The following is a 23,318-nucleotide window of genomic DNA, read 5'->3' on the forward strand; positions in this document are numbered from 1 at the left end:
AGGATTTGAGACGCGATCATGCTTGACCGTGAAGGATATCGACCCAATGTCGGCATAGTCCTCCTCAACGACCTAAACGAGGTTTTCTGGGGAAAACGCGTTGGGCAGCATTCGTGGCAGTTCCCGCAAGGCGGAATTCAGCATGGTGAAAGCCCTGAACAAGCCATGTATCGCGAATTGCAAGAAGAGGTGGGTTTACTGCCAGAACATGTCCAAATTATTGGACGAACAAAGGATTGGCTTCGCTACGAAGTCCCTGAGGAGCTTTTACGCCGCCAACATGCCAGCAGAGCGCATCGCGTGAACTATCGTGGTCAAAAACAAATTTGGTTTTTATTGCGCTTAGTGGGCCAAGATCATGATGTTGACCTCAATGCGTCTGAGCATCCTGAATTTGATTCATGGCGCTGGGTTCCTTTTTGGATTCAACTCGATAGCGTGATTGATTTCAAGCGCGGGGTTTATCAATTAGCCCTTTCTGAGCTCGCAAGATACCTCTCTAAAGGGATTCGAATGCAACAGCTGGCTTGGGGCTCGCCACTAGATTTGTTTCAATCTTTTTATGCAGACGAAGCAAATCAACCCAAAGATACAAAACCGACAGATAAGCCATGACAACACATTATTTTGACCGCATTGCTCTTTATTCTTTTGGCGTAGCGTTGTGTACCGCTTTAGTGGGCTGCGCCGGTGACCCTCTAGAAAGTGGGGTCGATCCCTTTGCGCCGATGATTTTCAAGGAAGGTAGCACGGCCATGCCCTTGAACCCGCCCAATAAAGCGAGCCTGCAGCCATTTTATGTTTCTCAGCAAACGGTTTTTAAGTTTGCAGTAGATACCGACTCAATTTTAATTGGTGCAGACGGCATTACTCGATATACGGTTGTACTAACTAGCCCAAATGGAAACACCCAGACCCAATATGAAGGCATCCGCTGTGATTCATTTCAGTGGCGCTTATATGGCACATTCGATAACAACAAATGGCAAGAAAATCCACTGAGCACTTGGTTGCCCATTAAAGACCACACCCCCAATCGATACCAAGCCGCATTGGCCCAGGGTGCTTTTTGTAGTTTTAATACCCAAGAGAAAAACCTGAAATCAATCGTTAAATCTCTCAATCCGAATGGCTTTACAGGTCAAACAAAGCCAACGAATTCTTTTGGGGTAGTGAATTAATTCATTTAAGAAAAAACCACTTAGCACTTCTTAAAGAGGTGATTAAGCTGCGGTAAGGCGAGTGCCAATTTTTTCACCGTCGATTAAGCGGGTAAGCACCTGTGTTTCATGACCAGAAGCGATCACGGTAGAGGCACCTGTTTGTGCCGCTATTTTTCCAGCCAGTACCTTGGTTAGCATGCCACCTTTACTAAGTTCACTAGCAGCCCCACCGGCCATTTTTTCCAAAGCAGGATCTCCTGCTACCGCCGTGTTGAGCAAAGTAGCGCTGGCATCTTGACGTGGATCGGCGGTAAACAATCCACCTTGATCCGTCAAAATCACTAGAAGATCGGCGCGCACTAAATTCGTTACTAATGCAGCTAAGCTATCGTTGTCACCAAACTTGATTTCATCAGTCACAACGGTGTCATTTTCGTTGATGATGGGCACTACGCCCAACACAAGCAAAGTCTCCAGAGTTGCCTTTGCATTTGCGTTACGTTCTGCATCAGCTAAATCAGCATTGGTTAATAAAACCTGTGCGCTTCGTAAATTAAACCGCGCAAAACAGCTCTCATATACCTGAACTAGACCCATCTGACCGACGGCCGCAGCCGCTTGTAATTGATGAATGTCATGTGGGCGCTTAGTCCAGCCCAATCGTTGCATTCCTTCAGCAATTGCCCCAGAGCTCACCATTAAGACTTCGTGACCCGCACTTAACAATGTCGCTATTTGTTCAGCCCATTTTGCTATGGCAGCATGATCCAAACCCTCGCCATTATTAGTGACGAGGCTTGATCCGACTTTGACAACAATCCGCTGGGGTTTCTCAATATCCATATTGAATGTGAATTTTAGATAAAACTAATTAATCTGGGGTTTTGTCTTCTGGATGATCTTGATAGCGAGGATCCGCAGCACGCTCATCCGCATCGTCCCGATCTTTTCGAACAGAATCTAAATAATCTTGCAAGGCATAGCACAGCTTATCGCAACCCAATCCTGTTAGAGCAGAAATCTCAAATACAGGGCCAGTCCACTTAAACTTTTTAATAAAATTAGCAACTACCTTCGCACGATCCTCTTCAGGGATCATGTCGACTTTATTCAGGACCAACCAACGGGGTTTCTCAACAAGTGCCTCGTCATACTTGCGCAACTCATTCACAATCGCTTTGGCATCTGCTACGGGATCAATATTGTCATCGAAAGGTGCTACGTCCACCAGATGCAAGAGCACACCGGTGCGTTGCAAATGCCTTAAGAATCGATGTCCCAAACCAGCACCCTCTGCAGCGCCTTCAATCAGGCCCGGAATATCTGCAATAACAAAACTGCGCTCACTACCTACTCGCACTACGCCTAGATTGGGATGCAAGGTAGTAAATGGGTAATCCGCAATTTTTGGACGTGCATTAGAAACAGCTGTAATCAGAGTCGACTTACCAGCATTAGGCATTCCTAACAAACCGACATCCGCTAAGACTTTTAATTCTAATTTTAGTTTGCGGCGCTCACCATCCTTACCGTTAGTCTTCTGACGTGGGGCTCGATTAGTACTACTCTTGAAGTGAATATTTCCCCAGCCACCAACACCACCCTGAGCCAAGCAGAGGCGCTCACCATGGGTGGTCAAGTCAGCAATGGGTTCACCTGTATCGTAGTCAGCAATGATTGTGCCTACTGGCATGCGAAGCTCGATATCGTCGCCCGCGCGACCATAGCAATCAGCACCACGGCCAGGTTCCCCATTTTTTGCGGTATGGGTTTTAGCGTAGCGATAATCGATAAGCGTGTTGATATTGCGATCGGCCGTGGCCCAGACGCTTCCACCCTTACCGCCATCGCCACCATCAGGACCACCGAATTCGATAAACTTTTCGCGGCGCATAGAAGCGCTTCCGGCGCCACCTTGGCCAGCAATCACTTCAATACGTGCTTCGTCAATAAATTTCATGAATAAAAAAGGCCTCGCTTAGCGAGGCCTGTTCCTAAGAGTTAAATTCGGATAAATCGGAATAAAACGAATCTCAGTCAGGCGCCTAATTACAGAGGCAAAACTGAAACCTGGGCCTTCTTCAAAGCACCCTTAACGCCAAACTCTACTTTACCTTCAATTAATGCAAATAAAGTGTGATCTTTTCCAATGCCGACGTTCGCACCAGGATGAACCCGTGTTCCACGTTGACGAATGATGATACTGCCAGCATTAATATGCTCGCCGCCAAAAACCTTAACGCCTAAACGTTTCGATTCCGAATCGCGACCATTTCGCGTCGAGCCGCCGCCTTTTTTCTGTGCCATATTTTTCTCCTGCTATTCGCCGTTAGCCTAAATTAAGCTTTGATGGTGTTAATCAGAATTTCTGTGTAATTCTGACGATGGCCTTGGTGCTTTTGATAGTGCTTGCGACGGCGCATCTTAAAGATTGTCACTTTATCGTGACGTCCCTGGGAGACGACAGTGGCTATCACAGCTGCACCATTAACCAATGGATCACCCAATTTGAGTGAAGCGCCTTCGCCTACGGCGAGGACCTGATCAAGAGTAATTTCGCTGCCGATTTCCGCTGGTATCTGTTCTATTTTCAATTTTTCACCAGCAGCAACTTTATATTGTTTGCCACCGGTTTTTATGACCGCGTACATGGTTTGAAACCTTAATTAATATCTACATTTAAGCTAATCCACCCTGGATGAGCTAAGCCGATTATTATATCTTGCATGACGAGCACTGTCAAAACCCATCAATTAAGTCAAATTTTGACCCCAATTTCTTTAGATTTCAAGGCTTTAGACGATGTTATTCGCCTACGCCTAGCGTCTAAAGTCGCCCTGATAGACCAAATCTCGGCTTATATCATCCAGGCGGGGGGGAAACGGATCAGGCCAGCCTTGCTCCTATTGGTCACTAAGGCCCTAGCCCCTAGCCAGGAAAACCCCCACGTACTGGAACTGGCAGCGGTAGTTGAATTCATTCATACAGCCACCCTGTTGCATGATGATGTTGTGGATGAGTCTACCCTCAGAAGGGGGCGGGAGACGGCTAATGCTGCATTTGGTAACGCTGCCAGCGTTCTCGTGGGTGACTTTCTCTATTCAAGAGCTTTTCAGATGATGGTGGGGCCAAATGACCCCCGCATCATGGAAATCCTCTCTAATGCCACCAATACGATTGCTGAGGGGGAGGTCTTACAACTCCTCAATATGAATGATCCAGAGGTAGATGAGGATAGCTATCTTCGCGTAATCCGCTTTAAAACAGCTAAGTTATTCGAAGCCTCCGCTGAGCTTGGCGCTATTTTGGCTGGCGCCGATGCCAAACAACGTGAGCAATCCGCAGCATTCGGTCGGCATATTGGAACCGCCTTTCAATTAATGGACGATCTCCTGGATTACACCGCAGATGCAGCCCAGATGGGAAAAAATGCTGGGGATGATTTACGTGAGGGCAAGCCTACGCTTCCATTGATTTACCTTTTAGAGAATGGTAGCCCAGAAGAACGTCTACTAGTACGCGAAGCTATTGAACAAAATCAAGATCTTCCAGAAGATGTATTTGCGCAGATTCTCAATGCGGTCCAGCATTCAGGCGCTTTGGAATACACCCATGCCGCCGCAAAAAGAGAGATCGATCTTGCGTTGGAGTACATTGCGGATTTTCCACAAAACGAAGCTACTTCAGCATTACGAGCCCTCTGCGAGTATTCCCTGGCAAGACAGACCTAAACTCCAACGCTTTTCATTCTGAGCTCTCGCGCTGTCTCCCTAGCAAACTCTACCTCTTCACGCAATCGGGCAAGCTCAAGCGCAGAAAGCTTTTTAAGGTTGGAGTAATCTAATTTCCAATGAGGCTCTTTTGACCAAACCAGCGGTGACTGCACGGTTGTTCGGGGTCCAGGAGCGCTTTCCAAGACCCGTAATGCTAAAGCAAAGTTAGCTGATTGCGCCTGAGGATTATTAGGTAAACCTGCAGCATTTCCCAAAGGAAAATCGCTAAATAACAAGCGGGGCACACCGCAATACTCCACGATATCTTTTGCCGATCCCATTACTATTGTTGGTATTCCCGCCTCCTCCAAATAACGCGCCAATAAACTTTGGCTTTGATGACAAATAGGACAGTTCGGAATTAATACAGCAACATCGACTTGATCCGCACGCAGCATCTTCAAAATCTGTGGGGCATCGACTTCTAATGTATGTCGCTGACTCCGGTTAGTAGGCAGCCCATAAATATTTTTTGATAATGACTGAATGCGGCCATTATTCACTTCTTGCATAGCAGCATTAAGCGGAAGCCAGCATTGCATGTCTGCCATATCGGCATTTTGTCTATCGATACCGACATGCGCAATACGCAGATCTATCTCAGCATCAATCGGCAAACAATATGGCTCATAAAATTTTGCTGCTGCGTTGTATGGCGCCCCAGCTCCTTGTGGCCCTTTGCTAGCATCGAACGGGACGGCAGTGGTCACCAATCCCACAACGGATTGGCTTAATGGCTTCTTTAAGGCGGTAAATGGAACATCCCCATAGTGCGCCCATACATACGGCGTGTCATATCCGAGGCCAAGGTAATAACTCCGCGTACGCTCTATATATCGAATCGGCTGATCAAATTCAGGTGCAAACGTTAATTCAGTGAGTTGATTCATGGCTTTGGCTCTGTAAGATAATGATTTATCAATAGTAACTTCCAAGAAAAATGATTATGGCTCAATGGCTTAGATTTCAATACCAAGGTAAACCTGGCCTTGGACAAATGCAAGGGGAACAGATTGCCGTCTATGAAGGCGACCTCTTTCAAAATCCACAGGCCACTGGGGAAACGATCAAATTGACGGATGTCACGATCGATATTCCCTGCACTCCCTCCAAGATGGTAGCCATGGTGGATAATTTTCATGCCTTAGTAGCCAAGCTTGCGCATACAGTGCCTACTGAACCCCTCTACTTTCTTAAGGGCAACAACACATTTTTAGCCGCAAATCAGACTATTCGTACGCCTGACTCATACTCAGGAAAAGTAGTTTATGAAGGCGAATTAGGAATAGTCATCGGCAAAGACTGCTACCAAGTGAATGAGGCAGAGGCTGCAAGAGCCATTTTTGGTTACACGTGCATTAACGATGTCACCGCTATTGAAATTCTGAATCGTGATCCAGGATATGCCCAGTGGACACGTGCAAAAAGTTTCAATACGTTTGGTGTATTTGGACCCTACATCACCACTGATGTGGATCCTAGTAAGCTGACCGTCAAAACAATATTAAATGATCAAGAGCGTCAAAATTACCCCATTAGCGATATGATTTTTTCACCTGCACAATTAGTGAGCCTCATTTCACAGGACATACCACTGTTACCGGGCGACATTATTGCCTGCGGCACTTCTGTGGGTGTTGGCTCTATGAAACCAGGCAGCAAGGTCAGCATCATCATTGATGGCGTCGGTCAATTAGATAATCTATTCGAGTAAGTCTACTTAGTATCTACCTTAAAAAATAAAGCCTCACCCCAGAAATAGGGTGAGGCTTTTTGTTGCAGGTAATATTTTTTAATATCCCGATACTGAGGGTAAAGCCAAACTTCCTTTTGAAGCCTGCACGTTGTCATCCAAGTATTTAGTGAGTGCGAACACAGTATTCAAACAAGGGGTAGGTGTCTGCGTAATTTTGCCCAACTCAATGACTGAACCCAGTAAGGCATCTACTTCTAAGCTGCGACCAGCCTCTAAATCTTGCAGCATCGAAGTCTTATGTTTACCTACTTTTTCTGCGCCAGCAATACGGCGTTCAATATCGACTCGGAAGGTAACCCCCAACTTTTCTGCAATGGTTTGGGCCTCTGCCATCATGTTACGTGCCAACTCTTTCGTTAATGGGTATTGGCAGATACCTTCTAAGGTTCCATGGGTTAATGAACTGATTGGATTAAAGGTCATATTTCCCCACAGCTTCAACCAAATCTCAGAACGAATATCTTCCAAGATTGGTGACTTAAATCCCGCAGCCGTCATCATGTCAGAGATCTTCTGAATACGGTCTGTGACTACACCGTCTAACTCGCCCAAAGGAAATCGATTGCCTTCAACGTGGCGAATCACTCCGGGAGCCTGAGTAAAGGTAGCCGGGTAAACAACACACCCAATAATATTGTTTGGGTTGATGGCTTTTTTAGCAACACCGCCAGCATCCACTGTTTCCACTGAGTGATCCGGATAATCTCCCCCCAGCTTTTGAAAGTACCACCATGGAATCCCATTTTGCATCGGGATCAAAATGGTATCTGGGCCCATGATTAAAGCCAGATCCTGAATGATGGGCTCAACCTGATGCGCCTTAACAGCCAAGATAATGACATCAGGTGCCTCTACGTCAGTAATTTTTTCAACAGCCTTTACTCGGGCAACTAAGGGTGCAGGTTGGTCGGCCATAATCAAAGCAAGGCCACGTTCTTTAATTGCAGCTAGCGTAGCACCACGGGCAACCACAGTCACGTCATTACCTGATCGCGCCAGCATCACTGCAAGATAGCCGCCAATAGCGCCACCCCCACCAATTACACAGATTTTCATAAAAACTCCATCAGAATAAAAAACTTTAAGTTAAAGCCATATTAGATGAGAATATTTTGCAGTGCAATAAGAAGTTACGCCTATGATTACCCCCTCATTGGCGTTAATGAGTGACTAAATTGGGCTCAATCTTCCCCTAGGTACTAATCCACCTAAAAGCATGCCAACAATACTGGCAAACAAACCAGCTAATTGAGGGGGAAGGATGGCATGAGGCGCTAAAGTTTCGCAACTGATCCATACGGTCAGGCCGCATACGACTGATAGCAAACCCCCTAATGAGTTCGCCCTCGACCAGTACACACCAAAAGCAAGCGGAACAAAGGCGGCAACCAATGTGACCTTGTAGGCATTTTCAACCATCTTAAATATCGACAACTCAGAATTAATGGCAAAAAAGGTAACGACAACCGTAAAACACAAAACAGTCATTCTCATCACCTTGAGTAGGTCTTGATCAGATAAATGCTTAAAGAACCCTCTAACGATATTTTCTGCAAAGGTTACCGATGGTGCTAGCAGGGTAGCGCTTGCACAGCTCTTGATGGCAGAAAGAAGTGCCCCAAAAAACATCACTTGGGCAATCATGGGCGCATGATTCAAGATCAACTTAGGCAAAATCATTTGTGGATCAGTATTGAGGTATTGCTTTACTAGATCAGGGCTAATGATAGTAGCCGCATAGGCTAGATAGAGAGGGACAAAAGCAAAAATGAAATACATCACGCCTCCTAATAATGCAGCCTGCACTGCAATATTGGCGTTCTTAGATGAAGTAATTCTCTGAAATACATCCTGCTGTGGAATGGATCCCAACATCATGGTGCATAAGGCGGCAGTAAATCCTAGGATAGAGGCAAGATTCATATCAGGCCAAAAGTTTGAGAATTGACCGGCGGCAGCTGCATGCTCAATCACCACACTAATTCCACCCGTTTGAGAAGTGATTTCACCACCGATGTACAGCATACCAATCACAATAATGATCATCTGAATAAAGTCCGTGATGGCTACCGACCACATACCTCCAAATAAGGTGTAGATCAATACGCTCCCTGCGCCGATCAACATACCCCCAGTTTGAGAAATACTGCCATCAGACACCACATTAAAAACCAAGCCTAAGGCCTTAATCTGCGCTGCAACCCACCCCAAATAGGACACCACAATACAGAGCGTGACTAAAACCTCGACGGTACGCCCATATTTTTCCCTGAAAAAATCACCAATTGTTAGCATTCGGCGGTTATAAAGATGGCGGGCAAAAAAGAGGCCTACCAGTATTAAGCACAAAGAAGATCCAAAGGGATCGGAAACAATCCCTCCCAGCCCTTCCTTTAAAAAAGTTGCTGGAATACCGAGAACAGCCTCAGAACCAAACCAAGTGGCAAATACCGTAGCGGTTACCACCGGCAGGGGCAGGCTATGTCCTGCTGCTGCAAAGTCAGCGGTATTTTTAACCCGTAGAGCCGCCCACAGACCGATGCCTACCGATATCACCCAATAGATGATGACAAACCAAATCAACATCGCCTTATGTCTCCTAAAGGAATTTTGTCAAATTATATGGCTTTGTCACTTATGTCATCTAATGCCGTCCGATGCCATCCATTACCGAAGAGATCAATCCCGCTATGGCTGTCTGAGATAATTCATTGGTGTATTTATCAGTGAACCCCCAAGAAGATTTGGCTTATCAAAAAGCCATCTTGGGCTCTGTTTCGCGCACTTTTGCCCTCACCATTCCCCTGCTCCCACCAGAAATGGAAGTGGTAGTCGGAAACACTTATTTACTGTGCCGCATCGTCGATACCATTGAAGATGCAGCAGAACTCACCCCAACTGAAAAACAATCCCTATCTAAGTTATTTTTAGATTCTGTTTTAGGAGCTGCCCCCGCAGAGTCCTTTGTTGCCCCCTGTTTACAAGCACTAAAAAATCACCCTAATGCAGATGAGCTTGATTTGATTGCTCACATCCCAACTGTTTTACGCATTTTTCATACCTTCCCCCAAGCTAACCAAGCAGCCATTAGCCGCTGCGTTTCCATCATGTCGGACGGGATGACTCGCTTTCATCATCGACAAAATAAAGATGGCCTCAAAGACTTAGCTGAATTTGAAGACTATTGCTACGTCGTTGCGGGAGTGGTTGGAGAGCTCCTCACGACACTTTTTACTTCCTACTCGCCAGCATTTGCAAGGCGAATTAAAGGACATGAAGCACTAGCCATTGGATTTGGACAGGCCTTACAAATGACCAATATCCTCAAGGACTCCCCAGAGGACCAGGCACGCGGAGTGAACTGGAAGCCCGCCCGACTGAATCAGTCAGACCTCCTCCAAATCGCTACCGATAAATTAGCAGACTCCTTAAAATATATTCTCCTGATCCCAAAAAATGAGGCTGGTATGAGGCGCTTCTGCTTCCTTGCTTTTGGTCTTGCGGTCATGACCTTAGGAAAAATTACTGATAGATCGGCAATGTTCAATTCATCAGGCGTAAAGCTCTCCCGAAATACCGTATGGATTTTTTATGCTTTTACAAAGATCGCCGCAACGAATGATTACTTAATAAAGGCGTTCTATTTTGTTACTTCTCGCAGGCTGAGACAGCCTTAAATAGCGCCCTCGTGTTTTAGTAGCCAAACTTTAATTTGGCGATAAAAACCAGGATTATCTTCCCCCATAAATCCGCCGATACCCTGAGTCGAAACTACTCGATGACAGGGGATAACTAATGGATAAGGATTAGCGCCGCAAGCCCATCCCACAGCACGAGGTCCGCTTTGAATGCCCCTGGCAATCTCCCCATAACTTGCAGTATTGCCAGCCTTGATTCCTGAAATAGCGTCCCATACTTTTTGTTGGTGCGCAGTTCCAGTAGGCTTTAAGGGTAAATCAAATGTAAATGCCGCATCAATAAAGTACCGAGCGCACTGGTTTTCAAATACCTTCGCCAATGCATTGCCGGGCGAAAGACCAACGCTTCCTAGGGGAAGGTAGTCTATTTTGGAAATCATCAGACTCTCCTGTACCAGTTCAGTCTGAAGACCCAAGCAAGCAAAGGGAGCCTCAATGATGCAATATTCAACCGATTGGGGAATGAAGATCGGTTTAATGTTAGTCATGCGACGATTCTGACATACATCTCAGTCCGCATGAACCCAATTTTCTGGTCTGCCTATAGCTAGTGAAACCACACTTTGCTATATTGAATCCTCCTTATTCTTTCTAGGCATATTTGATGGACACTTTTTTTGATAACTGGCCTTTTGTTGGTCAAGTTGCACTAGTCCTATTTTTACTGGCACTTTCTGGCTTCTTCTCGATGACCGAGACAAGTATGTTGTCCTCTAATCGGCATCGACTAAGGGCAATGGCCAATAGCGGAAATCCTGGTGCCGCACTTGCCGAGCGACTGCTTAAAAGAATAGATTCTTTACTCTCTGTTCTGCTCATCTCCAATAATTTGATCAATACTATTCTGCCGATCTTGGTGACTGGTATTGCATTACATTTATTTGGCGATAGTGGATTAGTTCTGTCAATTGCCACCTTGGTTGTGGCAATGTTAATTATCATTTTTAGCGAAATTATTCCCAAGGTCATTGGTGCCGCTTTTCCTGAAAAAATTGCCAGCAATGTAGGGTGGATTATTCTGCCACTGGCTTATGTTTTAAAGCCGCTACTTTGGTTGATCAATGCCTTGGTATCAAGCCTCATGAAGATTTCTGGATTGCAAACCTCTACTGAAAGTAGAGCCATGAGCAAGGAAGAGTTGCGAAGCCTTGTATTGGAATCTAACCGCTTTGTCTCTACCCACCATAGAAATATTCTGCTGAATTTATTTAATTTAGAAAACATCTTGGTTGATGACGTAATGACACCCCGTTCAAAAATTGAAATGCTGGATGTATCAAGGCCAATCAACGAAGTGATGGAGCAATTAGAAACGTGTTATCACAATAAATTGCCTGTTTGTGATATTGACTCTGAACGTATTATTGGCATCCTTTCAGTCAAAAAGGCACTGTCTTTGCTCGGTAATAATGAGTTACGACACGAGGACTTTAAGGCACTGCTCAATGAGCCCTACTTTATACCTAGTGGCACACCTGTATTGCAACAAATGCAATTCTTTCAAGACAATCAACAGCGCTTAAGCTTGGTAGTCAACGAATATGGTGAGCTACTCGGGTTAGTGACTTTCGAGGATATTGTCGAAGAATTAATTGGTGAATTTACAACCTCATTCTCTAATCTCTCTCATGATCCACGCTGGCTTAAAGACGGCACCTACCTTGCGAGTGGAACTGCTGCGCTGCGAGATTTAAATCGCCTTCTAGACCTGAATTTACCGCTTGAAGGACCGCGCACATTAAATGGGCTTATCCTTGAAAAATTAGAGGCTATTCCAGATCATGACGTCAGTATCAAAATTGCTAATGTTGTATTAGAAATTGTGCAATGTGACGAGCAAGGCGTTAAAACTGTCAAGCTCTACAGACCTCATCAGAATCTAGATTGAGTCGCTCACATCATGACTCACTGCACGACTCACTCCACGACTCTCATGTTATTCGTACCTGGTACAAGATTGCAGTTCATGCTTTAAATTCCAGGGCAACGGATATTCATATCGAGGCTAGGCCTCAGGAAACAATTGTCCGTGTGAGGATAGATGGGCAACTAGAAATGCAAAATCAATTTCCGATTGAGCTGCATGAGCGCCTGCTTGCTCGCATCAAAATATTGGCTCGCTTAGATATCGCTGAGAAACGCTTGCCGCAAGATGGCCGCCTTTCAATTGGACTCGATTTCAGTAAACCTAATATTGATTGCCGGGTTTCTATTCTGCCTACACTGTATGGTGAAAAAGCGGTTGTCCGCATACTCCCTAGTCAAATAGAAGATCTGGATCTCAATAAACTGGGCTTGCTGCCAGAACAGCTGGCAATTTTTCATCAAGCTATCCGCCAGACCAATGGCCTGATATTGGTGACTGGCCCTACAGGCAGCGGTAAGACCCGCACACTCTATAGCTGTCTAAATGCGTTGAACCAAATTGAACGCAATATTTGCTCCGTAGAGGATCCTATTGAAATACGACTCCCGGGAGTAAATCAAGTTGCCTATCATCCACGTGCAGGTTTAGATTTTCCCATCATCATCCGCGCCCTATTAAGGCAAGATCCTGATGTGATCATGATTGGTGAAATACGAGATGCAGCTACTGCGCAACTGGCTATTCAAGCTGCACAAACCGGCCATCTAGTATTGAGTACCCTGCATACTCGCAATGCTTTAGGCGCATTAAGTCGGTTAAAGATGCTTGGTGTGGATCAGGAATCTGTCGAATCGTGTCTTCGCTGCGTTAGTTCACAAAGACTAGTGCGCAAACCCTGTCATTTCTGCAGGAACCATGGCGGGATTTCGGAGTGCTTGCATTGCAGAGGCTCCGGTTATTTTGGTCGACTGGGAGTACATGAGGTACTGGGTAGCAATGAGTTAAATGGATTAAATCCCCACTGCAATCTGTACGCAGCCGGTAGAAAAGCGGTTCAAGAAGGATTAATTGATCAGAAATCCTTGGATGCTGAGGTAGGTATTTGGCACTAATAAACCCATTTTCAAATCGATCTTTGAGTAAAACGGAGCAACTCCACTTTTCTCAGCAATTATTAGCGCTGCTTCATGCGGGCCTGCCTCTGCTCAATTGCATACGGCTGATTATCCAATCCGCCCCAAAGTCTAGGCATTCATGGTTAGAAAATCTCCACGCGCTTCTTCAAAAGGGTAACAGCTTCTCTCACTGCTTAAGTGCACAAGGTGGAAAATTTTCTCCTGAGTTTTATAACCTAATTAGAGTGAGTGAGAGATCTGGAGATCTTGCACTAGCGTTGCGTACTATCTCCGAGCAACTAGAAGCCCAAATTGAATTACGTAGAAAAGTACTGCAGTCTTTGACTTATCCTGTAATCACTTTGTCTACCTCATTCTTACTGGTCTTAGTAATGATGGTTTGGGTGGTTCCTGTTTTTAAGGATGTCTTTAGTCATTTCCAAGCGGAGCTGCCTACGCCAACTAAGGCGCTAATCGCTATTTCAAGCGCGATACAAAGTAATTTTATAGAGCTACTTAGTCTATGTTTTTTAGGGCTAGGGGGTTTTATTTATAGCTGGATTAGATTCATCTCCTTGCAAAAGTGCTGCGACAAGCTCATCCTTTGCCTACCCTTAGTAGGCAATTTAGTACGGCTAGCAACGCTCAACCACTGGTGCAGAACCCTGGGCCATCTATTAGAGGCCGGCTTACCCCTTCCGGACGCACTTCGAGTGACGGCACAATCATCCAATAACTGGGTAAGCCACGATATGAGTGCTGAAATCTTTAAACATCTGACCCGTGGATGGCCATTAGGTGAAGCACTCAAAAGAGCTGATCCACATTCCATGCTTTTAGACATTGAAACTTTGTTGCTACTGCATATTGGCGCTGAAGGAGGATCATTATCGGAAATGCTCAATAAGCGAGCGCATACTCTGGGGTCTCAGCTCAGCGGACAGTTACACACACTGAGTCAGAGCTTAGAGCCTTTACTCATTCTTTTAGTCGGGATTATTATCGGCAGCTTAGTCATTATCTTGTACCTTCCAATCTTCAACTTAGGACAAATCATTTGATAGACCCTCAATACCTTGCTGTGATGGCGAAGGCTGGGTTCGTAGGAACCCTTTTGTATTTGGCCTATGTTGATTGGCAAAGCTTTCGGCTACCCAATCGCATTACGATCCCCTTCATCGCATTAGGTCTTGTATTTAATTACACGACTCCATTCCCCATCACAACCCCGCTAGCGTCACTACTGGGTATACCCGTGGGATATGGTGTTATTTGGGCTTTAAATGCTATCTACAAACTATATCGAGGCCAAAACGGCATCGGCATGGGCGATGCCAAGTTACTAGCAGGCTTAGGCGCATGGCTAGGGTGGAGTATGCTCCCCAGCCTTCTTCTGATAGCCTCGATCACCTCATTAATCGTTGGATTTGCGTGGCTCAAGTTCAAATCGTATTCACTAAGCCAGGCACTGCCTTTTGGCCCTTTTTTAGCTATTGCTGGCATCATTGAGTTGTTATGGCCTCAAATCATTCCAACCCTACTGCTGCCCAAATTGATTTAGGCATTCTAAAAGGGCATATTCCTTTGGTCGGTCTAACCGGCGGGATTGGCTCTGGAAAAACCTTAGTGAGTGATCAACTTGGCGCGCTGGGTGCTGGAATTATTGATACCGATCTGATTTCTCATGAAATTACTGCCTCTGGTGGAAGTGCCATTCCATTGATTAAAGCGGCATTTGGGCTTGAATTTATCAACGCCACAGGAGCGTTAAATCGGCATCAGATGCGTAAGCTAGTCTTTGAGAATCCCGATGCCAGGCAAACCCTAGAAGGCATTACTCACCCCCTGATTCGCCAAGAAACTGCTAAGCGTGCATTAGCACTGTCGAAAACAAAGGCCCCATATTTAGTATTTTCAGTGCCGCTATTGATTGAGTCCGGCACCTGGATCAATCTCATTGACTACTTAGTCGTAGTTGATTGTCCAAAAGAAACCCAAATAGAGCGAGTGATGCAGCGCAATAATCTGACTCGTAATGAGGTTGAGGGCATCCTGAATGCCCAAGCCAGTCGAGAAGAGCGCCTTATTAGTGCTAATGCAGTCATTGAGAATCAAGGTGATCTGGATAGCCTAAATAAAGCAGTGCTCAATCTGCACCAAAAACTGCTAAAAATTAGCTAGTGCACCACAAGTTCATCATAGAATAGACCCTTGTGATCGTCTACGAATATCCCTTTAACGAACTCGTTCGAAGCATGCTTCGGCTGGAGTATCTGTTCGCCCGCTTTAATCACTTTCTTAAATCAGATGATCCTGAGCTACATCACAATGCCATCGCAATGCTGTTCGATTTGGGTGATATCGGTTCTCGTGGCGATATCAAGTCCCTTCTCCTTAAAGAATTCGAGCGTCAAAAATATACTTTGAATGGCTTAAAATCATCTCAAAAAGTAGATCAAGAAGCGCTATCCCAAACGATTTTGGATATCGATAAGGCAGCGCTAGATATCAATCGCTCAATGGGTAAACCGAATGCTGTGATTACTGAAAGTGAGTGGCTCAATGGTATTCGTACACGCCTAAATATTCCTGGTGGAACTAGTCCAATAGATTTACCTAGCTACCATGCTTGGAAAAATAGTCCGTCCAACCAGCGCAGAGAAGTATTAGAAAAATATGTAGCACCCCTTTTGCCGTGGCAAGAGGCCTGTCAAATATTTTTGCGCCTATTACGTCAATCTGGTGAGGCTAAAAATGTCGTTGCTCACAAAGGATCATTTCAACAAGCCCCTTCGGGTAAGGTCTATCAATTGATGCGGATTGCTGTTGAAGATGATTTGCTCTTTTCTGAGATTAGCGCAAACAAATATTTACTCTCTATTCGTTTTATGAAAACTGAGCAAGATCGTAAGCCACAACTGGTAAATGACGATGTACCATTTAGATTAACGCTCTGCCAGTTTTAAGTCTTCAGTAAGCCTCTTAGTTTTTCTAACATCGGCCAAGCCGCAGGCAACAACGGCTCAACACTAGGCGCTTGATCCGAAAGTAATTGCCAAGACAGTTGCTGACCCTCACACCCAGCAGGAGTCCCACTCCATTGGCGTATCACACTGACATGTAAACGCACATAAGCATGTGGATAGTCATATTCCAAAACAGTTAGCTCTTGGCTAGCATCAATGTCAATACCGAGCTCTTCTTGTAATTCACGTTTAAGTGCATCGAAGACAGATTCACCACTTTCGATTTTTCCACCGGGGACCTCCCAGTAGCCTGCATAGGGCTTACCTTCAGGACGCTGGCCTAATAAATATCGACCCTCAGAATCCAATAGAATCCCTGCGGCTACCTCAGTAATGGGACGATCACCTTGACTCATGCGTCTCTCAAATTATGCGGCATGTAAGCCAGCCCAATGCTTAGCAAATTGCCAAGCTACTCGACCGGAGCGTGAGCCACGCTCTAAAGCCCAGACTAATGCTTCTGCCCGCGCAGCTTCAATCTGCTTGTCGTTCAAACCAAAATGAGCCAGCCAATGCGCAACAATACTAAGGTATTCATCTTGCTTTGGTGGATAGAACGAAAGCCATAAGCCAAACCGCTCAGATAAAGAAATTTTTTCCTCTACCACCTCACCTGGGTGAATCTCTCCGTCATCACTATGCGCATATGTCAGATTATCTTTCATATACTCGGGTAATAAATGACGCCGATTGGATGTGGCGTAAATCAAAATATTATCGACCTGAGCTGATACCGAACCATCCAATGCAGACTTCATCGCTTTGTAGCCCGATTCACCATCCTCAAATGAGAGGTCATCACAAAAAATAATAAAACGCTCTGGTCTATCAGCCAATAATTCTGTAATGTCGGCTAAATCCGCTAAGTGCTCTTTTTCTACCTCCACCAAGCGTAAGCCCTGACTTGCGAATTCATGCAAGCTAGCTTTAATGAGGGAAGACTTTCCAGTGCCGCGCGCACCTGTTAATAAAATATTATTCGCTGGTTTTCTGAGAATAAAATTTTTCGTATTATCTCGAATTGAATCACGCTGACGATCAATGTTTTTAAGGTCATCAAATGAAATATCTGCCACATGCTTGACGGGTTGCAAAAAACCAATGCTCCCAAAAATACTGTCGCGCCGACGCCATCTAAAGGCTGTAGTAGATTTCCATTGCTCTTGAGTCAGTTGCTTTGGTAAAAATGTTTCAAGATGACTTAAAAGTTGGTCTAATTTTTCATTCATAGAGAATCTTTTTATGAGCGGTAATCGGCATTGATAGAGACGTATTCATGTGATAAATCACAGGTCCACATAGTTTGCTGCGCTGAGCCCCTACCCAAATCAATCTTGACAGTAATTTCTGAGGTCTGCATTACTCTTTGACCATCCGCCTCTTGGTAATCTGGATTACGTCCACCATCTTTTGCCACCCAAACATCCCCAAGCCACATCTGCACTTGGTTCACATCAAGATCCGCAATCCCAGCATAGCCAATCGCCGCAAGAATGCGACCCAAGTTTGGATCACTAGCAAAAAAAGCCGTCTTCACTAAAGGTGAGTGAGCTACTGCTTCTGCTACAAGACGGCATTCTTGCACTGTCTTACCGCCGCCTACGTTAATAGTGATGAACTTTGTCGCACCTTCACCATCTCTTACAATCATTTTCGCCAACTGCTGTGCAAGCGTAATTAAAGCCTTGCGCACAAGACTATAGTTTTCGTCATCCACAGACTGAATATCGACTGTCGCCTGGCCTGTTGCCATCACGATAAAGGAATCATTTGTTGAGGTATCGCCATCAATCGTAATTGCATTAAAGGATAGGTCTGCTACCTCACGGGTCAGTGCAGCAAGTAGGCCAGGGGCAAAACCAGCATCCATCGCGATGAAGCCAAGCATGGTGGCCATATTTGGATGAATCATTCCTGCACCCTTACAAATACCGGTCATCGTGACAGGGCCTGAAGATGTTTGCACCGTGACCGAACTCGCCTTCGGTTGGGTATCCGTTGTCATGATGGCCTGGGCAGCATCAAGCCAATGGTCCTCATCTAAATCAGCTACTGCCTTGGGTAGATTGTTGATGATTTTTTCAATGGGGAGCGGCTCTAGAATGACTCCGGTTGAAAAAGGCAGAATCTGTTCTGGATTCAGTTTCAAATCTTGGGCGAGGGCTTTACAAGTAGCTAAAGCATCTTTCATGCCTTGCTCACCAGTTCCTGCATTGGCATTACCAGTGTTCACCACTAGGGCAAGAATTTCACCCCTCTCACCATTTTGAGCCAAATGCTCACGACAAACTTGAACGGGGGCAGCGCAAAACCGATTGAGCGTGAAAACACCAGCGACCTGTGATCCTGGCACCAACGTCATCACCAGTAAATCTTTGCGGTTCGCTTTTTTGATGCCGGCTTGAGCAATACCCATCTGAAAGCCTTTGACTGGCTTGAGTTGGTCTTTTTGGGGGAGAGGTAAGTTCACTGTCATGATTTAACAATTGTAGATGAGGCATTCAAGAGCCGGTTAAGACTCCCTTAGTGAGGTACTTGCGAAATCTACCAGTTGATCAGATTGCTGCAGAAAGATCTTTCCTTAAAAAGCCTTGGGAAAGCGTAAAAGCCTATTAGGCGCTAAATAGAACGCAGCCAAATGCAATCTAAGCTAATGCGCCGCAACAGCTCTTGTATTTTTTACCGCTACCACAAGGGCAAGGATCATTTCTACCTATCTTTGGTCCAGTTCGAGTGGGAGCAGGAGTCACAGTGACCACTGCACCACGATCCCCCGTTGATCCAGCAATTTCATTATCGGCGTTGGCATGTTGGTATTGAACGTCAGAAAGCTTAGCAAGGTCTTCATTCATTGACTCGGCAGCTTCATCTAATTCACTTGCACTACGGATCTGCACCGTCATGATGCTTTTAACAACATCATTCTTAATCACATTCAGCAATTCGCCATACAACTCAAATGCCTCGCGACGATACTCTTGCTTTGGATCCTTTTGGGCGTAGCCGCGCAAATGGATACCCTGACGCAAATGATCTAAGGCGGCTAAATGTTCGCGCCAATGGGTGTCTAAGCTGTAGAGCAAAACAGAGCGTTCAAAACCAGCAAAAGAGGCTCGACCAGAGAGCTCTACTTTAGCGTCATATACTTCGTTTGCAGTCTGTAACACTCTATCAACAATCTGAGCATCATCAACCGATGCGGAATTCTCAACCCAGTTCTTCAGATCAAGAGTGAGGCCCCAATCGCTCGCCAGTACTTTTTCAAGCCCTACTAAATCCCACTGCTCTTCCATCGACTCCAACGGAACATACAAGCCGCAAATACTACGCAACACATCTTCACGTAGGTTGGCAATTAAATCACCAGCATCACTGCTCTCTAATACTTCATTTCGTAAGCGGTAGGTTTCCTTGCGCTGATCATTCGCCACATCGTCGTACTCCAACAACTGCTTACGAATATCAAAGTTGCGGCCCTCTACCTTGCGTTGCGCAGACTCAATAGAGCGAGTCACCATACCAGCTTCAATAGGCTCGCCATCTGGCATTTTGAGGCGGTCCATCACAGCCCGCAAACGCTCTCCAGCAAAAATACGGAGAAGAGAGTCATCCAAGGAAAGATAGAAGCGGGAGGATCCAGGATCACCTTGGCGTCCAGAACGGCCACGCAATTGGTTATCAATACGACGACTTTCATGACGCTCAGTACCAATGATATGTAAGCCACCAGCACTTAATACTTGATCATGCAAACTTTGCCACTCATCTTGTAAGGCCTTAATCTTGCTTGATTTTTCAGCCTCTGAAAACTGATCATCCGCTTCAATTAAAGAAGATTGTTTGCCTACATTACCGCCCAACACAATATCGGTTCCACGACCCGCCATATTGGTGGCAATAGTAATCATCTTGGGCCGGCCAGCCTGAGCAATAATCTCGGCTTCACGTGCATGTTGCTTAGCATTCAAGACCTGATGCGGCAACTGGCTCTTATCCAAAATACCCGCAATTAATTCAGAGTTTTCAATTGAAGTAGTTCCAACCAATACTGGCTGTCCACGTTTATAGCAATCTTCGATATCTTTAATGACTGCGTCGTAACGCTCACGAGACGTTTTATAAATTTGATCCTGACGATCTTTTCTTTGGCTAATACGATTGGGCGGCATCACCACTGTTTCAAGACTATAGATCTCCTTGAATTCATAAGCCTCGGTATCTGCAGTACCGGTCATTCCCGCCAACTTGCCATACATACGGAAATAATTTTGGAAAGTAATCGTTGCTAGTGTCTGATTCTCATTCTGAATCGGCACGCCTTCCTTGGCTTCTACCGCTTGATGCAAGCCGTCCGACCAGCGGCGCCCCTGCATTAATCGTCCAGTGAATTCATCGACGATGATGACTTCATTGTTCTGAACAACGTACTGCTGATCTCGGTGATACAAGGTATGCGCACGAAGAGCCGCATATACATGGTGCATCAAAGTAATATTTTGTGGGGCATATAAAGAATTGCCATCATTTAATGCGCCTAGCTCGACTAAAGCCATTTCTGCTTTGTCATGCCCTTGCTCTGTTAAATAGACTTGCTGTGTTTTTTCATCTACCCAATAATCGCCAGGTTTTTTAACTCCAGTACCATCTGCTTTTTCTTCACCAATTTGCAATTCTAAATATGCTGGTAAAGCATTAATCTTTAAGTAGAGATCCGTATGATCTTCTGCCTGACCGGAAATGATTAATGGAGTTCGTGCCTCATCAATCAGAATAGAATCCACTTCGTCAACAATGGCATAAGCCAAGCCGCGCTGCACGCGCTGACCGAGATCCTGGACCATGTTGTCACGTAAGTAGTCAAAACCAAACTCATTATTGGTTCCGTAAGTAATATCAGCAGCGTAAGCCTCATGCTTGGTAGTGTGATCCATTTGTGACAGATTCACGCCGACTTTCATCCCTAAAAAGTTATAGAGAGTTGCCATCCACTCAGCATCACGCTGAGCTAAGTAATCGTTCACGGTAACAACGTGCACACCATTGCCACTCAATGCATTGAGATAAACAGGAAGTGTTGCGGTGAGCGTTTTACCCTCACCTGTACCCATTTCAGCAATCTTGCCCTGATGCAGTGCAAGACCACCCATAATCTGCGAATCAAAGTGACGCATCTTCATTACTCGAGAGCTGGCTTCGCGCACGACAGCAAAAGCTTCTGGAGTAATGCTATCGAGCGATTCCCCGGATGCTAGACGAGATTTAAACTCAGCAGTTTTAGCTTGAAGTGCAGCATCATCCAAAGCTTGCAGGCTAGGCTCGAAAGCACTAACTTTGGCAACCACCTTGCGATACTGTTTTAATAAGCGGTCGTTTCGACTGCCGACCAGGGTTTTTAGAAGACCGATTACCATGGGATATTGAAGTAAATTAAGACCTTGAGTTTATCACCCGCACCCTCTTTTACCCATGAACTTTGCACCTAAGCCCCCGCGCAAGAAAGCAGCCCATGAATGGCTCGATTATCTTCGTCATTCTGAGGGTCTTGGAGGAATTTTAGCGAAGACAGAGGATTTAGTTCGGCTCAAAGTGGCCCTAAAGTCTGCTTTGACTACGCTGGATTTAGACCACCTAAGCCCAAAAATTGAGCCTGGCTGGAGATCAGGAGGCCAAAATGAGCTCTTTTTGTTGGTCAGCGGGGCTAGCATTGCCACTCGCCTTCAGCAAGTTTTACCTAGCTTAATCAATGAGTTAGGAAAAAATGGGGTGATTTGCTCGGCCATTAAAGTTCGCACAAAACCCGCACCAGCAACCTGGGAGATTAAATCCCAAGCAGCCCGCAAGACCCCTGAACGTGCAAAAGGCTTCAACTCTGTGGCAAGAGCCTCTTGGGAGTCATTGCTAGAGAAGTTAGCCCCGGATTCAGAATTGCGCAAGGCAGTCGAACGACTGCTCCAGAGTAAACCGAAGTAGTTTGGGGGCCTAAGGGATTAGAAAAAGAGGGGCTGACTTTCTTTTGAATAGGCTTTTGGTGCCTTATTTTCAGAAAAACTGTCAATCTCATAAGAGCTTGGGTCTTCTAATAGCTTTCGCAACAAAGCATTATTCAAAGCATGGCCTGACTTTTCTGCAATATAAGATCCAACAATCGGGTGGCCCACTAAATAGAGATCCCCAATCGCATCCAAAATCTTATGCCTTACGAACTCATCTTCATAGCGTAGTTCTTCATTATTGAGGATGCGATGTTCGTCTAGGACTATGGCGTTATCTAAACTTCCGCCTCGCGCTAAACCCATCTCCCGCAATGCTTCGACTTCATGTGCAAAGCCAAAGGTTCGTGCACGTCCGATTTCACTACGATAGGCATGCTCAGCAAAATCAACTATAAAACGTTGCCCCGTCTTATCGACGGCGGGGTGCTTGAAGTCAATCGTGAAATCCAATTTAAAGCCAAAGAATGGTTCTAAGCGTGCAAGCTTGTCGCCCTCTCTCACTTCAATTGGTTTTTTGATAACAACAAATTGTCTCGCTGCATTCTGCTCTTCAATACCAGCAGATTCCATTAAGAACAAAAATGAGGCAGCGCTACCATCCATAATGGGCACTTCCTCACCATCTAATTCAATGATGAGATTATCAAGGCCCAGTCCCGCACAGGCTGAAAGTAAATGCTCGACAGTAGAAACTCGCACACCCTCATTTTGAATAACAGACGCAAGGCGCGTATCGCATACAGCTAGCGCAGTGGCCGGAACGACTGACTGCGCTGGAGTGTCTACCCGAACAAATAAAATTCCTGAATTAATAGGAGCAGGCTTAATCGACAAGGTAACCTTGCAACCCGAATGCAAACCAATACCGATAGTTTTGATTGGGGCAGCAATTGTGCGTTGTTTCATCATGCTTTATTTACTCAGGAA

The 23,318-nt window shown here is 45.5% G+C and carries 24 protein-coding genes and 1 pseudogene; 12 read left to right on the top strand and 13 right to left on the bottom strand.

All coding sequences use genetic code 11. The annotated features are described in order from the left end of the window. Window positions 1-18: 18 nt before the first annotated feature. Together B0G85_RS05010 and B0G85_RS05015 are read left to right on the top strand one after the other, a co-directional pair. Window positions 19-615, top strand: coding sequence for an RNA pyrophosphohydrolase (locus tag B0G85_RS05010; RefSeq protein WP_100379362.1), 597 nt, complete (start codon window positions 19-21; stop codon window positions 613-615). Beyond that, the gene (locus B0G85_RS05015; protein WP_100379363.1) at window positions 612-1,181 is read left to right on the top strand and encodes a CNP1-like family protein; all 570 of its coding nucleotides are present in this window, start codon (window positions 612-614) and stop codon (window positions 1,179-1,181) included. The genes B0G85_RS05010 and B0G85_RS05015 overlap by 4 nt, the downstream gene beginning before the upstream one ends. A gap of 48 nt (window positions 1,182-1,229) precedes the next feature. Here the strand turns inward: B0G85_RS05015 and proB are convergent. From proB to rplU, 4 genes and pseudogenes are all read right to left on the bottom strand, one after another. Then, window positions 1,230-2,006: pseudogene (gene proB / locus B0G85_RS05020) on the bottom strand (glutamate 5-kinase); the annotation flags it as partial. A gap of 28 nt (window positions 2,007-2,034) precedes the next feature. Next, window positions 2,035-3,123, bottom strand: a complete 1,089-nt coding sequence (obgE, locus tag B0G85_RS05025) for a GTPase ObgE (protein ID WP_100379365.1) — start codon at window positions 3,121-3,123, stop codon at window positions 2,035-2,037. Window positions 3,124-3,212: 89 nt separating this feature from the next. Continuing rightward, window positions 3,213-3,470, bottom strand: a complete 258-nt coding sequence (gene rpmA, locus B0G85_RS05030) for a 50S ribosomal protein L27 (RefSeq protein WP_100379366.1) — start codon at window positions 3,468-3,470, stop codon at window positions 3,213-3,215. 32 nt (window positions 3,471-3,502) lie between these two features. Then, the gene (rplU, locus tag B0G85_RS05035; protein WP_100379367.1) at window positions 3,503-3,814 is read right to left on the bottom strand and encodes a 50S ribosomal protein L21; all 312 of its coding nucleotides are present in this window, start codon (window positions 3,812-3,814) and stop codon (window positions 3,503-3,505) included. 75 nt (window positions 3,815-3,889) lie between these two features. Between rplU and B0G85_RS05040 the strand changes: the two genes are divergently transcribed. Continuing rightward, window positions 3,890-4,894: a polyprenyl synthetase family protein gene (locus B0G85_RS05040; RefSeq protein WP_100379368.1), complete on the top strand. Its 1,005-nt coding sequence runs from the start codon at window positions 3,890-3,892 to the stop codon at window positions 4,892-4,894. On the opposite strand, the gene B0G85_RS05045 is transcribed toward B0G85_RS05040, so the two are convergent. Beyond that, window positions 4,891-5,826 carry a glycine reductase gene (locus B0G85_RS05045; protein ID WP_100379567.1) on the bottom strand — a complete coding sequence of 312 codons (936 nt, stop codon included), beginning with the start codon at window positions 5,824-5,826 and terminating at the stop codon, window positions 4,891-4,893. The two genes, B0G85_RS05040 and B0G85_RS05045, sit on opposite strands and share 4 nt — an antisense overlap. Before the next feature lie 56 nt (window positions 5,827-5,882). Here B0G85_RS05045 and B0G85_RS05050 point away from each other — a divergent pair, with 56 nt between their 5' ends. Then, window positions 5,883-6,650 (top strand): fumarylacetoacetate hydrolase family protein, encoded by a 768-nt coding sequence (locus B0G85_RS05050; protein WP_100379568.1) that lies wholly within the window; start codon window positions 5,883-5,885, stop codon window positions 6,648-6,650. Window positions 6,651-6,728: 78 nt separating this feature from the next. On the opposite strand, the gene B0G85_RS05055 is transcribed toward B0G85_RS05050, so the two are convergent. Next, window positions 6,729-7,748, bottom strand: coding sequence for a 2-dehydropantoate 2-reductase (locus tag B0G85_RS05055; RefSeq protein ID WP_100379369.1), 1,020 nt, complete (start codon window positions 7,746-7,748; stop codon window positions 6,729-6,731). A 114-nt stretch (window positions 7,749-7,862) separates the two neighbouring features. Beyond that, complete coding sequence (locus tag B0G85_RS05060; protein ID WP_100379370.1) at window positions 7,863-9,278, bottom strand: high affinity choline transporter 1; 1,416 nt, start codon at window positions 9,276-9,278, stop codon at window positions 7,863-7,865. Window positions 9,279-9,406: 128 nt separating this feature from the next. On the opposite strand from B0G85_RS05060, the gene B0G85_RS05065 reads away from it, so the two are divergent. Next, window positions 9,407-10,369 carry a phytoene/squalene synthase family protein gene (locus B0G85_RS05065; protein WP_100379569.1) on the top strand — a complete coding sequence of 321 codons (963 nt, stop codon included), beginning with the start codon at window positions 9,407-9,409 and terminating at the stop codon, window positions 10,367-10,369. On the opposite strand, the gene B0G85_RS05070 is transcribed toward B0G85_RS05065, so the two are convergent. Continuing rightward, entirely contained in the window at window positions 10,366-10,878 is a 513-nt protein-coding gene (locus B0G85_RS05070; RefSeq protein ID WP_100379371.1) for a methylated-DNA--[protein]-cysteine S-methyltransferase, read from the bottom strand. The genes B0G85_RS05065 and B0G85_RS05070 overlap by 4 nt on opposite strands. Before the next feature lie 116 nt (window positions 10,879-10,994). Here B0G85_RS05070 and B0G85_RS05075 point away from each other — a divergent pair, with 116 nt between their 5' ends. Genes B0G85_RS05075 through zapD form a run of 6 tightly spaced genes read left to right on the top strand, consistent with a single transcriptional unit; the run spans window position 10,995 to window position 16,338 of the window. Further along, window positions 10,995-12,278: an HlyC/CorC family transporter gene (locus tag B0G85_RS05075; RefSeq protein WP_100379372.1), complete on the top strand. Its 1,284-nt coding sequence runs from the start codon at window positions 10,995-10,997 to the stop codon at window positions 12,276-12,278. Beyond that, window positions 12,275-13,369, top strand: a complete 1,095-nt coding sequence (locus B0G85_RS05080; protein WP_232725950.1) for a GspE/PulE family protein — start codon at window positions 12,275-12,277, stop codon at window positions 13,367-13,369. Before B0G85_RS05075 ends, B0G85_RS05080 begins: the two co-directional genes overlap by 4 nt. Then, window positions 13,360-14,433: a type II secretion system F family protein gene (locus B0G85_RS05085; RefSeq protein ID WP_232725951.1), complete on the top strand. Its 1,074-nt coding sequence runs from the start codon at window positions 13,360-13,362 to the stop codon at window positions 14,431-14,433. Before B0G85_RS05080 ends, B0G85_RS05085 begins: the two co-directional genes overlap by 10 nt. Beyond that, a complete protein-coding gene (locus B0G85_RS05090; RefSeq protein ID WP_232725952.1) occupies window positions 14,430-14,933 on the top strand; it encodes a prepilin peptidase in 504 nt (167 codons plus the stop codon). Before B0G85_RS05085 ends, B0G85_RS05090 begins: the two co-directional genes overlap by 4 nt. Continuing rightward, window positions 14,888-15,553, top strand: coding sequence for a dephospho-CoA kinase (gene coaE / locus B0G85_RS05095; protein WP_100379373.1), 666 nt, complete (start codon window positions 14,888-14,890; stop codon window positions 15,551-15,553). Before B0G85_RS05090 ends, coaE begins: the two co-directional genes overlap by 46 nt. A gap of 32 nt (window positions 15,554-15,585) precedes the next feature. After that, the gene (gene zapD, locus B0G85_RS05100; RefSeq protein ID WP_100379374.1) at window positions 15,586-16,338 is read left to right on the top strand and encodes a cell division protein ZapD; all 753 of its coding nucleotides are present in this window, start codon (window positions 15,586-15,588) and stop codon (window positions 16,336-16,338) included. On the opposite strand, the gene B0G85_RS05105 is transcribed toward zapD, so the two are convergent. The 4 genes from B0G85_RS05105 to secA all read right to left on the bottom strand — a co-directional run bounded on the left by B0G85_RS05105 (window position 16,335) and on the right by secA (window position 21,809). Continuing rightward, window positions 16,335-16,754 carry an NUDIX domain-containing protein gene (locus B0G85_RS05105; RefSeq protein WP_100379375.1) on the bottom strand — a complete coding sequence of 140 codons (420 nt, stop codon included), beginning with the start codon at window positions 16,752-16,754 and terminating at the stop codon, window positions 16,335-16,337. The two genes, zapD and B0G85_RS05105, sit on opposite strands and share 4 nt — an antisense overlap. Window positions 16,755-16,766: 12 nt before the next feature. Then, a complete protein-coding gene (locus tag B0G85_RS05110) occupies window positions 16,767-17,627 on the bottom strand; it encodes an ATP-binding protein (protein ID WP_100379376.1) in 861 nt (286 codons plus the stop codon). Window positions 17,628-17,638: 11 nt separating this feature from the next. Then, on the bottom strand, window positions 17,639-18,874 hold the full coding sequence (argJ, locus tag B0G85_RS05115; RefSeq protein ID WP_100379377.1) for a bifunctional glutamate N-acetyltransferase/amino-acid acetyltransferase ArgJ: 1,236 nt from the start codon (window positions 18,872-18,874) through the stop codon (window positions 17,639-17,641). A 169-nt stretch (window positions 18,875-19,043) separates the two neighbouring features. Next, complete coding sequence (gene secA, locus B0G85_RS05120; RefSeq protein ID WP_100379378.1) at window positions 19,044-21,809, bottom strand: preprotein translocase subunit SecA; 2,766 nt, start codon at window positions 21,807-21,809, stop codon at window positions 19,044-19,046. Between the two features lie 55 nt (window positions 21,810-21,864). Here secA and B0G85_RS05125 point away from each other — a divergent pair, with 55 nt between their 5' ends. Then, on the top strand, window positions 21,865-22,368 hold the full coding sequence (locus B0G85_RS05125; protein ID WP_100379379.1) for a hypothetical protein: 504 nt from the start codon (window positions 21,865-21,867) through the stop codon (window positions 22,366-22,368). A 17-nt stretch (window positions 22,369-22,385) separates the two neighbouring features. Here B0G85_RS05125 and lpxC read toward each other — a convergent pair whose 3' ends face one another. After that, window positions 22,386-23,300, bottom strand: coding sequence for a UDP-3-O-acyl-N-acetylglucosamine deacetylase (lpxC, locus tag B0G85_RS05130; protein WP_100379380.1), 915 nt, complete (start codon window positions 23,298-23,300; stop codon window positions 22,386-22,388). Window positions 23,301-23,318 lie beyond the last annotated feature (18 nt).

Source organism: Polynucleobacter brandtiae (genome assembly GCF_002797575.1).
Taxonomy (GTDB): Bacteria; Pseudomonadota; Gammaproteobacteria; order Burkholderiales; family Burkholderiaceae; genus Polynucleobacter; species Polynucleobacter brandtiae.